Raw genomic sequence first — 12,056 nt, 5'->3', positions numbered from 1 at the left:
GGACGTGACCAAGAAGGCACTCGTGATCCAGCATGACCACGTCTCGCCGCCCGGCCCGGTAGGAGCCCGCCTGGCTGAGCGCGGGTACGACGTGGAGCTGCTCCAACTCATCGACGAGACGGACTTCCACGACCCCGGGGTGAGCGTCGAGCTGCCCGAGGCCACGGCGTACGACGTCATCGTGCCGATGGGCGCGATCTGGTCGGCGTACGACGAGGAGCTCATCGGCTCGTGGCTGCTTCCGGAGCTGGACCTGCTCAGAGCGGCGGACGCAGCTGGCGTCGCGGTGCTCGGGATCTGCTTCGGCGGTCAGTTGCTCTCGATCGCGCACGGGGGCCGGGTCAGCCCGTCGCCGCGACCCGAGCTCGGCTGGGTGCAGGTCGAGGCCGACGAACCCGACCTGGTGCCCAGCGGCCCCTGGTTCCAGTGGCACAACGACCGGTGGTCGCTGCCGGCCGGCGCCCGCGAGATCGCCCGCAACGACGCGGCATCCCAGGCGTGGGTGCTGCGCCGCAACCTGGCCTTGCAGTTCCACCCCGAGCTGACCGCCGACATGCTCGAGGGCTGGCTGTCCAACGGCGGTGCCGCCGCCGTGGTCGCCCACGGCCAGGACGTGGAGCAGCTGCGCGCGGTGACGGCCGGCGAGGACGCCGCTGCGCGCCGACGCGCGGGCGCCCTGGTGGACGCCTTCCTGGACCGGGTCGCGTCCTCGCCCCTGTCGTGATCGTTCAGCGGGCCAGCCGCAACGCCAGTTGGGGACACGTGCGCACGGCCTCCTTGGCGTCCGCGAGCAGTTCCGGCGTGACGACCCCGTTGATGACCGGGTAGCCCCACTCGTCCAGGTCGATCACCTCGGGCAGGTGCTCGTGGCACAGGCCACGGGCCCGGCACGCGGGCCAGTCGACTCGAAGGTTGCGGGTCATGAGGCCACCGTCCACTCACATCGTTCCGGCCGACCCGACGCATGCGCGGCCACGTCGGCCGGGAACGCCGCCAGCAGGGACCGCACCAGCCGCACGGTGCCATCGGGATGGGCACACGCACCTCGCCGCACCAGCACGGCACTCAGCTGGTCGAGGCGCTCGGTGCCGCCGTATCCGTCATGCACGGCGCGTACGCCGGCAGCCAGGGCCGGCAGCCCGTTGAAGCACGGCCCGCAGCGCCCGGCGCTCTGGCCGGCCAGGTGGTCGACGATCCGGCTGGTCAGGGCCACGGGGCACTCGTGGCCGGCGGTGGAGAGCAACACCCCGGCGCCCAGGGGGATCCCCAGCGCGATCATGCGTTCGACCGAGACCGACGCGTTGGAGACCGTGGGCCAGGTCGCCCACGAGCCGTGGAAGCCTCCGACGAGCAGCGGTCGGCCCTGGCGCTCGAGCGGGAGTACGTCGCGCAGCCGGGTGCCGTACTCCACCTCGATCACCCGGGGCTGGTCGCGGGTGGAGGCCAGCGTGAGCAGGGTGGTGCCCGGCTCGGCCTGCAGGCCGTGGCGCCGATAGGCGGTGGGCCCGCGCAGCACCAGCCGACCCACCTGGGCCCAGGTCTCGGCGTTGGACAGCAGGGTCGGGCGGCCCCGATAGCCCTTGACCGCCTCGGGGGTCCAGGCCGTGACCGGCAGGTTGGGCCGCCCGGACATGAGCTCGATGACCGCACGCGCCTGGCCGGCCACGAACCGAGAGTCGGCTTCGTGCTGGACGACCGCAAGAGCGTCGTCGCGCTCGGCCAGCGCGAGCCGCATCGCCTCGCCCACGAGCCGGCGATCACCGGGCAGCACCACGTGGAGCTCACGAGCGCGCAGGGCACGGGCGGCTGCGACTGCGCCGTCGAGGATCAGGTGCGGGCGGGTCAGGGCCAGGGCGCTGTCCTTGGCGCTGGCCGGTTCCCCCTCCGCCAGGTTGACGACCACCACGGGCCGCCTGCCGGCCGCAGCCGCGCTGAGCTTGCGTGCGAACGGGAAGGCAGCGCCGCCCCGGCCGCGTAGGGCGACCGTCTCGATCATGGCTGAGAGTGCCTCGAGGGTGAAGCGGGGGATCTCGCCGTACTGCCGGCGATGGGCAGCCAGGGTGTGGCCGTCGGCGATGCCTTCCAGCAGTGCCGGGCCGGGGGTGATGTCGACGTCGGTCGGCGTCGGCACCGGCGACGGGGCTGCTGACGCGGACAGGCCCACCTCGACCTTGTTCATGCGGCACTCCGCTGCGCCACGCCGCGACCGAAGGCGAGCCGGGCCAGGCGCCAGCCGCCGGCCAGCAGCACCAGGGCGACGCAGACCGCGGTGACGATGAGCCCCCACGGGTCGTCGCGGGACATGTCGGTGCCGATGCCGACTCCGTGCACGACTGCCACGGCCCAGCACAGGTACGACGACAGGTGGATCAGCTGCCAGGCACGGTAGGACACCCGGGTGCGGAAGATGCTGGTGAGCACGACAGCGGCCATGAGGTCGAGGGCGAAGGTGCCCAACCCGAGCCAGAAGGGCTGGTAGGTCGCGCCGAACGGCACGATGGCCTGCCACCATCGGATGTCGACGAAGGTGTCGATGACGGCGGTCAGCACATGGGCCGCCAGGAGGAGCACCGAGAGCAGCGAGATGTTGCGATGCACGGCCTGCGTCACGAAACGGGGGAGTCCTTGGCCCGCGCGCCCACCGGTGGTTCCCGTCGACATGATCCCGAACAGCACCGAGAGGGTCAGCAGGGCGAGCAGCACGAAACCGGTGCTGCGATTGAGGTACCAGAGCAGTGGTCCGTCCATGCGGATCAACCCCTTCTTCCCGAGAGAGTGGTGGTGGCGTCCTCTGGCCAGTCGCCGACAAGCGTGATGTCGCCGTCGCTGGACACGAGGCGAGCGCTGATGCCCCGGTCGTCCAGCCATCGCGGGGCCGCCTCACCCAGGACGATCGCGACCGTGCTGGCCGTGTTGGCAGCGGTGCAGTTCGGGCCGGTGGCGGTGGCGGTCCGCCACACCTCCGGTGCGGGTAGTCCGGTGCGGGGGTCCAGCAGGTGGTGGCGCCGAACACCACCGCGTCGCCACTGCCGCACCCGCGTGCTGGAGGTGGCCAGTCCGCCGCTGTCGAGTCCGACCACCACCGTGTCGCCGGGTTCGCCGAGCAGGTCCGGGGGCCGCTCCGAGATGGCGATCTCCCAAGGGGTGCCGTCGTTCTCGCTGATGCGGATGTCGCCCCCCAGGCTGATCAACGCCGGGGAGTCCAGCAGGTCGGCGAAGGCGGCTGCGACGAGATCTGCGGCCCAGGCCTTGCCGGTCGAGCCGAGGTCGAGGGCGGTGCCCACCGGGATGATGACGGCACCGCCCGGGTCGAGGCCGATCTGCTGCCAGGCGGCGATGTCAGGGCTCGGCGTGACCTCGGGCACGAGGCTCGACTCCTCCTCGGCGGCGACCAGGAGGTCGAAGTCCCGGTCGTAGCCGAGCGTGACCAGTGGCCGCCCCAGCAACGGATTGACCAGTCCGTCGGTCTTCCTCGCTGCTTCGCATGCCGTGTCGATCGCCGCAATGAGGATCTGGTCGACCTCGACCCACTGGCCGGGATGGTTGTTGACCCGGGTCAGGTCGGAGTCGGTGCGAAACCGGCTGCAGGTCTCGTCGACGTCCGCCAGGATCTGCCGGGCCACCTGGACGGCGAGCGGCAGGTCCGTGCTGCTTCGGGTCCCGATGAAGACGTAGGTCCCCAGGGCCTCGAGGGTGCAGCTGGTGGAGGTGTCGGCGGGCATTGCTGCGTCCCGGTCAGGATCCGCTGCTGGGGGCCGGCGGCGGCGGGGGCGGGGGAGGCGGGGCCGGGTTGGAGGAAGGTGCCTGGTGGCCCTGGTTCGAGCTGGGCGTCGAGGTGCCGGTGGAGGTCGAGGTGGACGTCGAGGTGACGGTGCCGGTGGAGGTGGAGGTCGAGGTCGCCCCCGTGACGTACTGGACGCTCACCCGGTGCTTGACCGGGCGCTGCTTGTAGACGATCCGCGGGCCCTCCGCACGAGACTGCTGACGCGCGACAGCGGCGTCGTACCTCGCCTGGGCCCGCTCGGCCTTGGCGGCCGCGGCTGCCTGCTCGGCGGCGCGCTCGTTCTGTTGCTGGGTGTAGTCGGCAGCGGCGACGCCCCCGAGCCAACCCGTGGCGGTCAGGGCGCCGACCGTCGTGGCTCCCGTGATGGCCGCCGCGGCCAGGCGATAGCGGTCGCGTTTGCGTGGCGTGTAGGTCATGGCCCCAGCCTCCACGGAGTCGTGGCAAGCCCGGGTCATCACTCTGTTAAGTCGACCTCAACCCTGGGATGCACTTCTTGACCCGGACTTGAGGTTCTCGCGAGGTGCGCATAGGGAGCCGGTCGCCACCATCGACCTATGAAGAACCTCTCCCTCATGGTCTCCGCGACTGCGATCGTGGCCGGCGTGGGCGGCGGCGCCGTCGCCTACCAGGCTGTGTCCAGCACGCCCGAGACCGTTGCCGTCGCCACGACCACCGACCACCGCGCACCCGCTCCGCAGGTCACCAGGCCCGGAGTGGAATTCCGCTTCGCACCGTGCAAGGCCCCGGCCACCCGGGAAGGCAAGGCCTGCGTGGTCGACGTCGTCCAGACCGTCGTGATCCCGGCGGCGCCCTCCAGCAACAGCCCCCAGGCCCCGGCCACCGAGGACTCCGACCACGGCCCGCGCCACCACGAGTCCAGCGACGACGACGGCGACGACACCCCCGCCCAGACCCACGAGGACGACGGCGACGACGACCAGGGTGAGGCCGAGGACCACGAGGGCGAGGACCACGGTGAGGACCACGGCAACGACGGCCAGAACGAGCCCGGCGACGACTGAGGCCTGCTCAGTCCGCCTGACTCGGCAGCAACGGCAGGACGACCTGCACGCGTGCTCCGCCGGAGCCCGGGTTGCTGACCCGCAGATCACCGCCGGCCGCGACAGCGGTACGCCGGGCGATGTCGAGCCCCAGACCGGTGCTCCCGGTGCGCTCCGTGCGGTCCCCGGAGAGCCCGGGGCCGTCGTCGTCGACGAGCAGGTGCGCGACCCCCGCCTCGGCGTAGAGGTTGACCCGGAAGGCCGACCCCTCCGGGGTGTGGGCGAAGACGTTGTCGATGAGGACGTCGACCAGGTCGGCGAGGTCGTCCTGGGCCACGGCCACCAACAGTGCCTCGTGGGGCAGGTCCGTCGACAGCCTGCGGCCCTGGTCGTCGGCCAGCGCCGACCAGAACGCCAGCCGGTCCGCGACCGTCGCGGTGGCATCGCACACGGGAGGCAGGGCGGTGCGCACCGGACGACGCGCCTCCTTCACGATGGCGTCGATGGTGCGCTGGAGCGAGGCGATGTGCTCCTGGAGGCGTACCGCGAGCTCGGGCTCCGCGACCGCCTCGGCATCCAGGCGCAGCGCCGTCACCGGGGTGCGGAGCCGGTGCGAGAGGTCGGCGACCGAGGCGCGCTCGGCGACCAACAGCTCGCCGGTGCGTTCGGCCAGCCCGTTGAGCGCCCGCGCGAGCTCCTGGGTCTCCTCGGTGCCCCTGACCTCGGCTCGTGCCGCCAGGTCGCCCTCGCGCAACTGGTGGGCGACCCCCGCGACCTCGCGCAGGGGTTCGCTGACCCGACGCCCCAGCCACAACGCGATCTGCAGCGCCATCAGCATGAGCAGCAGGCCCAGGCCCACGATGCTCAACCAGGCTGCGGTGACACCGCGGTGCAGTTCGGCCGGGGTGACCGTAGATCGCACCACCGCCGTCCCCGCCTCGGTCACCACGGGCTGGTAGACGCGGCCCCCCGCACCGTCGTGGACGCTGAAGGCCTCATTGTCGTCACGCGCCCGTCGTACCTCGGCATCGATGGCCGGCGCTGCCCCCGGCCCGATCCACTGGCCCTCGACGGTGAGCACGTGGGTGACAGGGTCACTGCTGCGGCCCGTGGCATCGACCAGCGCCTCCAGCTGCGGGGAGTCATCCAGGTCGGCCACGAGGATGGCGATGTTCTGGGCCTCCTGGGTGGCAGCCGCCATCGCCCGGTCCTCGGCCAGGATGCGCACGAGCAGACACAGGGGGATCACGAATGAGACCACCACCGTCGACGTCGTGGCGATCACCAGCCACGAGATCCTGCGCCGCATCAGGGGCTGCCGGGATCGACCAGTCGGACGCCGACACCGCGCACGCTCAGCAGGTAGCGGGGTTCAGCCGCGGTCTCCCCGAGCTTGCGCCGCAGCCACGACAGGTGCACGTCCACGGTGCGGTCGGAGCCGCCGTACGCCTGCTGCCACACCTCGGCGAGCAGCTCGCGCTTGGTCACCACCTCGCCCTGGCGGTGGGCCAACGCCAGGAGCAGGTCGAACTCCTTGCGGGCGAGCTCCAGCGGGGCGCCGCGCAAGCTGACGGTGCGGGTGCGTTCGTCGATGACGAGCTCGCCGATGCGCAGCGGCTCGGGCCCGGTGTCGCTCTGTCCGCCACGGCGCAGGACCGCGCGGATCCGCGCAGCGACCTGGTCGGTGCCGAACGGCTTGACGACGTAGTCGTCGGCACCTTCGTCGAGGGCCCGGATCATCGTCGGGTCGTCGTCCTGGGCGGTGATCACGATGATGGGCACAGCGCTGGCGGCCCGGATCATCGCGATCAGCGTGATCCCGTCGATGTCGGGCAGGCCCAGGTCGAGCAGCACGACCTGTGGCTGGTCGCGCAGCACCGCTTCCAGCCCGGCCATGCCGTTGGCGGCCGCAGCGACCGCGTAGCCGCGCTCGGACAGTCCCCGGCGTACGGCGGCACGGATGGCATCGTCGTCCTCGACCACCAGGATGCTGGGCATGGGGGCACGCTATCCCTCCGCCGGATCGCCGCGCCTGTAAGGATGCACTCATGATGAGCCAGCCGGGGAGGCGACCGCGCGCGGTCCGGGCGGTGGTGCTGGCCGCGACCGCCTGGGTCACGGTGGTGGCGCTCGGCTCCACCCTGGTCTGGGCGGTGATCTCGCGCGCCGGGGAAGGCGTGGTCGGCGGCACGGTCGCCGGCGGCGAGCCCGCCTCGACCGGCGGTGGGACCCCCGCGCCGGCCGTGGGCTCACCGTCACTGAGGAGCCCCAGTGCTCATCCATCGCACCCGAGGGCCTCGTCCTCGGCCACCGCGGACGCGAGTGAGTCGAGCGGACCCTCGGACCCGGCGACGACCGGCGACTCCGCGCCCACCCGGCCCGCGGGCGGCCACCACCAGACGTCGTCGTCGCCCAGCGGTCCGGCCGCACCGCCACCGGCCACCCCCGAGCAGCGCACCTGGAGCAACGCCGCAGGCTCGGTGACCGCGCAGTGCACCGGGACCCGGATCAGGTATCGCTCGGCCCTGCCGCAGACCGGCTACAAGGTCGAGTGGGAGTACGAGGGTCCCTCGCAGCTGAAGGTGAAGTTCGAGCGCACCGGTGAGCAGGAGGGTGAGACCGAGGTCCGGGCCACGTGTCGCAACGGGGTGCCCCAGTTCCGCAGCGAGTCCAAGGGCGACGACTGACCACGCCCCCTCGCCCTCGAGTGGGAGCAAGGGGTGTCCGTTGGGGCGGATAGGGTTCTGCGGTGCCCCCTTCCCCCGCTGTTCCCGACGTGTTGGCGACCGCTGTCGCTGCCCTGGGCGGGCAGGAACGGACCGGCCAGATCGAGATGGCCCAGGCGGTGGCCGCTGCGATGGACTCCGGCGAGCACCTGCTGGTGCAGGCGGGCACCGGCACCGGGAAGTCGTTGGCCTACCTGGTGCCCAGCCTGCTGCACGACAAGAGGGTGGTGATCGCGACCGCGACCCTGGCGCTCCAACACCAGCTCGTGGAGCGTGACATCCCGGCACTGGTGGAGGCCCTGCCCGAGGTCGACACAAGCTTCGCGGTGCTCAAGGGCCGCTCCAACTACGCCTGCCTGCACCGGGTCCGCGAGGGTGTGCCCGACGACCAGGGCACCCTGGTGGCGATGCCCGAGGGTTCGATGGGGGCTGACGTGCTCAAGTTGCGCGCCTGGGTGGAGCAGGAGGCCACGGACGGTGGCACCGGCGAACGGGACAATGCCCCACGGCACACCGACCGGCTGTGGCGGCAGGTGAGCGTCAACCACCGCGAGTGCCTCGGCTCGGTCAAGTGCCCCTATGCCCAGGAGTGCTTCGCCGAGCGGGCCAAGGAGAAGGCCGCACACTCCCAGGTGATCGTCACCAACCACAGCCTGCTCGCCATCGACGCCATCGAGGGCGTCCCCATGATCCCCGACTACGACGTCGTGGTCATCGACGAGGCCCACGAACTCGTCTCGCGGGTCACCCAGGCAGCCACCGACGAGCTGAGCGCTGCCGATGTCGAGCGCGCCGGGCGTCGGGCCGGTCGCCACGTGGAGAGCGATGCCGGCAACGACCTCCTCGATGCCGGCGAGGCGCTGACCGCGGCCCTCGCCGAGTGCGCCCCTGGCCGCATCGACTCCGTGCCCGAGGACCTCTCGGACGCGCTCGCCCTGGTCCGGGACACGGCCCGGGCCTGCCTGTCCGCCTTCCCCAAGGACGCCCCCGGCGCCGGTGACGGCGACGCCGCCCGCACCCAGGCCAAGGGGCTGGTCCAGGAGGTGTTCGTCAACGCCGAGCGGATGGCGGCTGCCAAGGAGACCGACGTGCTGTGGCTCTCCGAGGCCCGCGACCGGATCCCGGCCCGGCTCTGCGTGGCACCCCTGGAGGTCTGGGGACCGATGCGCGACAAGCTGCTCTCCGACAAGACGGTCGTGTTCACCAGCGCCACCCTGCGTCTCGGTGGGGACTTCGGTGCAGTGGCCACCAGCTTCGGACTGCGCGCCGACGATCAGGAGCACCCGTGGCGCGGGCTCGACGTCGGCTCGCCGTTCGACTATGGCAGGCAGGGCATCCTCTACGTCGCCCGTCACCTCCCGCCACCGGGACGCGACGGTCTGGGAGCCGCGACGCTCGAGGAGATCTGCGAGCTGGTGGACGCCGCGGACGGGCGCACCCTGGGTCTGTTCTCCTCGCGGCGCGCGGCCGAGGCGGCCGCTGAGGTGGTCCGCGAACGGCTGCCCCACCTCACCACGTTGGCGCAGGGCGACGCCCAGCTGCCTGAGTTGGCCAAGCAGTTCGTCGCCGACCCACACACCTGTCTGTTCGGCACCCTGTCGCTGTGGCAGGGCCTCGACGTGCCCGGAGAGACCTGCCAGCTCGTCATCATCGACCGGATCCCCTTCCCGCGGCCCGATGATCCACTCATGTCGGCGCGCCAACGCGCCGCTGACAAGGCCGGAGGCAACGGCTTCATGCAGGTCGCGGCCACCCATGCGGCTCTGCTGCTGGCGCAGGGCAGTGGGCGCCTGATCCGCACGACCACCGACCGCGGCGTCGTCGCCGTTCTCGATCCCCGACTGGCGACCGCGCGCTACGGGAGCTTCCTGAAGGCCAGCCTCCCCCCGATGTGGACCACGACCGACCCGGCTCTGGTGCGCAACGCCCTCAAGCGGCTCGCCGCAGGTTGATCGGCCCAAAGGGCACCGCAGAGGTCACGAAGTGGTTACGCTCCGACCATGTTCGCGAAGGGGGGTTCCGCGCGCACCGTCGCCGCAGTGGCGTTGGTTGCGCTGTTCCTGCTCGGCGTCGTCCTGGTGCTCCCCCTGGTGCAGTACCTCGCCGGCACCGGCGAGTCGACCGGCCCCGACCCGGTCAGCGTCAGCGACTACAGCGCCGACCTGCAGGTGGACGCCGACGGCACGTTGACCGCCCGCGAGACCCTGACCACGACCTTCCCCTACGGGCGTCACGGCATCTTCCGGTTCTGGGACCTCACTGATCCCAACGACTCCCATGTCCGGCTCGTCCCACGCGACATCGAGGTCACCCTGGACGGCGCTGACGTGCCCGTCGACCTGCTGTGGGAGAACGGCACCCGCTACCGGGTCGCCAAGATCGGCGACCCCGACGACTTCGTCCTCCCGGGCACCCACACCTACGTCATCAGCTACCGCATCGAAGGAGTCCTGTCACCCACCAGCGTGGGCGGCGGCAACCAGACCGCCAGCTGGGCCGGCGACAACGACCAGGCATCCACCTTCTACTGGAACGTCGTGGCCGGTGGCTGGCAGATGGACATCGCGCAGTCGACCGTCGTGGTGCACCTCCCGGCCCGCTCGGGACAGGGCGTCCAGTGCGCCACCGGGTACGGCGCCACGGACGGCTGCCAGGTCGACGGTGCCGGCACCGAGACCGTGACGGTCCGCACCGGCCCCCTGCCGCCGCGCACCCCGGTCACGTTGCGAGCCGACGTCCGTACGCCGCTCCCCGATCGGGTCACCGTGCCGTGGTCGCCGGCCTTCGACGGGGTCCTGGGACGGTGGTGGTGGCTCACCGCGGCGCTGCTGGCGCTGGGGGTGATCGGCTTCCTGGTCGGCGTCGCGATGACCATGCGCAGCCGCGAGCCCCGTCCGGGATTCCCGGTGATGTACGCGCCCCCGGAGGGTCTCGGGCCCGTGCAGACGGCCTTCATGCTCAGCGAGTCGGTCCCGGCCGAGTCGCTCACCGCGACCCTGCTCTACCAGGCCGAGCGGGGCCTCACCCGCCTCGACGACCTGGGCAACGGAGCCTGGACGATCACCGGGGTCGCTCTGCCCGACGCCTGGCAACAGACCGACCCGGTCACCCTTGCCGTGGGGGAGAAGCTCGGCCTGGCCACGCAGGGCACCTTCCACGCCGACAAGTCGGTGGCTGCCGGGAAGGCCCTCAACACCGCCAAGTCGGCGATCGCCAAGGACGCCAAGGCGTGGGCGATCAGCACGGGCCTGTTGGTCACCGCCGGCCGTGAGACCTTCGGCAAGGCGCTGGTGGGGCTCGCCCTGGTGCTGGGTGGACTCCTGGCCTTCTGGCATCCCTTCCACCTCAGCTTCCTGGCCGTCCCGTTCCTGCTGTTCGCGCTCGGTGGTGCCGGGTTGCTCAGCGCAGGTGTCGGCACCCGGCGTACCGCCTCGGGCCGGGAGGCCTGGGCTCGGGCCGGCGGGTTCCGGCGGGTCCTGTCGACCTCGTCGGCAGAGGACCGGTTCGACTTCTCCGCGCACCGCGACCTCTACACCGCCTACATCCCCTACGCGGTCGCCTTCGACTGTGCCGACGCGTGGGCCCGGAAGTACCAGGCCTGGACCGGCGAGCCGGCGCCCACCCCGACCTGGTACCCGGTCTACGTCGGCGGTGGTGGGGGCTGGTTCGGGGGCGGTTCCGGCTTCGACAGCTTCGAGTCCTCGCTGCGATCCTCGATCAGCGCCTACCAGGCCACCCAGTCCTCCTCGTCCTCCGGTGGCGGAGGGTTCAGCGGTGGTGGTGGCGGGGGCGGCGGGGGAGGCGGTTCCTGGTGAACGCAGCCACGGCGGTCAGCCTCGGCACCTCGGTGGTCGAGCCCCGCACCTCGGCGGTCAGCCTCCGCACCTCGGTGGTCGAGCCCCGCACCTCGGTGGTCGAGCCCCGCACCTCGGTGGTCGAGCTTGTCGAGACCACACCACATGTCGAGACCACACCACCCAAGGAGTTCACATGATCTGGATCATTCTCGCTGTCGTCGTGCTGCTCGTGATCTTCGGGGTGATCGGGTTCAACCGGCTGCGCACCCAGGACGTCCGGGCTGACGAGGCACTGGGAGGCATCGATGTCCAGCTCACCCGTCGAGCCGACCTGATCCCCAACCTCGTCAACACCGTCAAGGGGTACGCCGCCCACGAGAAGGGCGTCTTCGAAGCGGTCACGGAGGCTCGTGCGCGCGTGGCCAAGGCCACTGCGGACGGATCGGTTGCGGAGAAGTCGGCTGCCCAGGGTGCTCTCGACCAGGCGCTGGTCAACGTCATGGCGGTGGCCGAGGCCTATCCGGACCTCAAGGCGAGCGCCAACTTCATCCAGTTGCAGCAACAGCTCGCCGAGACCGAGAACCAGTTGTCCTTCGCACGGCAGTACTACAACGACGCGGCCGCGACGCTCAACACTTCGGTGCGCACGATCCCGTGGATGTTCTTCAGCGGTCTGGCCGGCGTGAAGGCCCGCGACTTCTACGACGCACCTGCTGGGCAGGAGACGCCTCCGACCGTCTCGTTCTGA

The 12,056-nt window shown here is 71.5% G+C and carries 14 protein-coding genes; 7 read left to right on the top strand and 7 right to left on the bottom strand.

What is annotated here, in order from left to right; translation table 11 throughout:
* The first annotated feature begins 4 nt into the window (after nt 1-4).
* On the top strand, nt 5-724 hold the full coding sequence (locus tag AB7I40_RS03220) for a type 1 glutamine amidotransferase (protein WP_428343603.1): 720 nt from the start codon (nt 5-7) through the stop codon (nt 722-724).
* Nucleotides 725-728: 4 nt separating this feature from the next.
* Here AB7I40_RS03220 and AB7I40_RS03215 read toward each other — a convergent pair whose 3' ends face one another.
* The 5 genes from AB7I40_RS03215 to AB7I40_RS03195 are packed head-to-tail and all read right to left on the bottom strand — an operon-like array spanning nt 729 to nt 4,200.
* On the bottom strand, nt 729-923 hold the full coding sequence (locus AB7I40_RS03215) for a ferredoxin (RefSeq protein WP_428343602.1): 195 nt from the start codon (nt 921-923) through the stop codon (nt 729-731).
* Entirely contained in the window at nt 920-2,179 is a 1,260-nt protein-coding gene (locus tag AB7I40_RS03210; protein WP_428343601.1) for an NADH-ubiquinone oxidoreductase-F iron-sulfur binding region domain-containing protein, read from the bottom strand. Before AB7I40_RS03210 ends, AB7I40_RS03215 begins: the two co-directional genes overlap by 4 nt.
* On the bottom strand, nt 2,176-2,748 hold the full coding sequence (locus AB7I40_RS03205; protein ID WP_428343600.1) for a ferric reductase-like transmembrane domain-containing protein: 573 nt from the start codon (nt 2,746-2,748) through the stop codon (nt 2,176-2,178). The genes AB7I40_RS03210 and AB7I40_RS03205 overlap by 4 nt, the downstream gene beginning before the upstream one ends.
* 5 nt (nt 2,749-2,753) lie before the next feature.
* Nucleotides 2,754-3,722, bottom strand: a complete 969-nt coding sequence (locus AB7I40_RS03200) for an FAD:protein FMN transferase (RefSeq protein ID WP_428343599.1) — start codon at nt 3,720-3,722, stop codon at nt 2,754-2,756.
* A gap of 13 nt (nt 3,723-3,735) precedes the next feature.
* Nucleotides 3,736-4,200, bottom strand: coding sequence for a hypothetical protein (locus tag AB7I40_RS03195; protein ID WP_428343598.1), 465 nt, complete (start codon nt 4,198-4,200; stop codon nt 3,736-3,738).
* A 138-nt stretch (nt 4,201-4,338) separates the two neighbouring features.
* On the opposite strand from AB7I40_RS03195, the gene AB7I40_RS03190 reads away from it, so the two are divergent.
* On the top strand, nt 4,339-4,806 hold the full coding sequence (locus tag AB7I40_RS03190) for a hypothetical protein (RefSeq protein WP_428343597.1): 468 nt from the start codon (nt 4,339-4,341) through the stop codon (nt 4,804-4,806).
* 7 nt (nt 4,807-4,813) lie between these two features.
* On the opposite strand, the gene AB7I40_RS03185 is transcribed toward AB7I40_RS03190, so the two are convergent.
* Both AB7I40_RS03185 and AB7I40_RS03180 read right to left on the bottom strand, forming a co-directional pair.
* Nucleotides 4,814-6,094 carry a sensor histidine kinase gene (locus AB7I40_RS03185; protein WP_428343596.1) on the bottom strand — a complete coding sequence of 427 codons (1,281 nt, stop codon included), beginning with the start codon at nt 6,092-6,094 and terminating at the stop codon, nt 4,814-4,816.
* Entirely contained in the window at nt 6,094-6,783 is a 690-nt protein-coding gene (locus tag AB7I40_RS03180) for a response regulator transcription factor (RefSeq protein ID WP_428343595.1), read from the bottom strand. Before AB7I40_RS03180 ends, AB7I40_RS03185 begins: the two co-directional genes overlap by 1 nt.
* 50 nt (nt 6,784-6,833) lie before the next feature.
* Between AB7I40_RS03180 and AB7I40_RS03175 the strand changes: the two genes are divergently transcribed.
* The 5 genes from AB7I40_RS03175 (at nt 6,834) to AB7I40_RS03155 (ending at nt 12,056) form a co-directional block, all read left to right on the top strand.
* The gene (locus AB7I40_RS03175) at nt 6,834-7,472 is read left to right on the top strand and encodes a hypothetical protein (protein ID WP_428343594.1); all 639 of its coding nucleotides are present in this window, start codon (nt 6,834-6,836) and stop codon (nt 7,470-7,472) included.
* A 146-nt stretch (nt 7,473-7,618) separates the two neighbouring features.
* On the top strand, nt 7,619-9,463 hold the full coding sequence (locus AB7I40_RS03170; RefSeq protein WP_428344286.1) for an ATP-dependent DNA helicase: 1,845 nt from the start codon (nt 7,619-7,621) through the stop codon (nt 9,461-9,463).
* Nucleotides 9,464-9,511: 48 nt separating this feature from the next.
* The gene (locus AB7I40_RS03165; RefSeq protein ID WP_428343593.1) at nt 9,512-11,326 is read left to right on the top strand and encodes a DUF2207 domain-containing protein; all 1,815 of its coding nucleotides are present in this window, start codon (nt 9,512-9,514) and stop codon (nt 11,324-11,326) included.
* Complete coding sequence (locus AB7I40_RS03160) at nt 11,323-11,505, top strand: hypothetical protein (protein ID WP_428343592.1); 183 nt, start codon at nt 11,323-11,325, stop codon at nt 11,503-11,505. The genes AB7I40_RS03165 and AB7I40_RS03160 overlap by 4 nt, the downstream gene beginning before the upstream one ends.
* The gene (locus AB7I40_RS03155; RefSeq protein ID WP_428343591.1) at nt 11,502-12,056 is read left to right on the top strand and encodes a LemA family protein; all 555 of its coding nucleotides are present in this window, start codon (nt 11,502-11,504) and stop codon (nt 12,054-12,056) included. Before AB7I40_RS03160 ends, AB7I40_RS03155 begins: the two co-directional genes overlap by 4 nt.

It is taken from the genome of Nocardioides sp. (assembly GCF_050246775.1).
In the GTDB taxonomy this organism is placed as follows: domain Bacteria; phylum Actinomycetota; class Actinomycetes; order Propionibacteriales; family Nocardioidaceae; genus Nocardioides.
This window is presented reverse-complemented; position numbering and strand designations above follow the sequence as displayed.

What these genes read in the sequence shown, in the direction of transcription:
- AB7I40_RS03190 (WP_428343597.1), top strand. Translation starts at nt 4,339, where the DNA reads ATGAAGAACCTCTCCCTCATGGTCTCCGCGACTGCGATCGTGGCCGGC.
- AB7I40_RS03215 (WP_428343602.1), bottom strand. Translation starts at nt 923, where the DNA reads ATGACCCGCAACCTTCGAGTCGACTGGCCCGCGTGCCGGGCCCGTGGC.
- AB7I40_RS03205 (WP_428343600.1), bottom strand. Translation starts at nt 2,748, where the DNA reads ATGGACGGACCACTGCTCTGGTACCTCAATCGCAGCACCGGTTTCGTG.
- AB7I40_RS03200 (WP_428343599.1), bottom strand. Translation starts at nt 3,722, where the DNA reads ATGCCCGCCGACACCTCCACCAGCTGCACCCTCGAGGCCCTGGGGACC.
- AB7I40_RS03210 (WP_428343601.1), bottom strand. Translation starts at nt 2,179, where the DNA reads ATGAACAAGGTCGAGGTGGGCCTGTCCGCGTCAGCAGCCCCGTCGCCG.
- AB7I40_RS03175 (WP_428343594.1), top strand. Translation starts at nt 6,834, where the DNA reads ATGATGAGCCAGCCGGGGAGGCGACCGCGCGCGGTCCGGGCGGTGGTG.
- AB7I40_RS03195 (WP_428343598.1), bottom strand. Translation starts at nt 4,200, where the DNA reads ATGACCTACACGCCACGCAAACGCGACCGCTATCGCCTGGCCGCGGCG.
- AB7I40_RS03185 (WP_428343596.1), bottom strand. Translation starts at nt 6,094, where the DNA reads ATGCGGCGCAGGATCTCGTGGCTGGTGATCGCCACGACGTCGACGGTG.
- AB7I40_RS03180 (WP_428343595.1), bottom strand. Translation starts at nt 6,783, where the DNA reads ATGCCCAGCATCCTGGTGGTCGAGGACGACGATGCCATCCGTGCCGCC.
- AB7I40_RS03155 (WP_428343591.1), top strand. Translation starts at nt 11,502, where the DNA reads ATGATCTGGATCATTCTCGCTGTCGTCGTGCTGCTCGTGATCTTCGGG.
- AB7I40_RS03170 (WP_428344286.1), top strand. Translation starts at nt 7,619, where the DNA reads ATGGCCCAGGCGGTGGCCGCTGCGATGGACTCCGGCGAGCACCTGCTG.
- AB7I40_RS03165 (WP_428343593.1), top strand. Translation starts at nt 9,512, where the DNA reads ATGTTCGCGAAGGGGGGTTCCGCGCGCACCGTCGCCGCAGTGGCGTTG.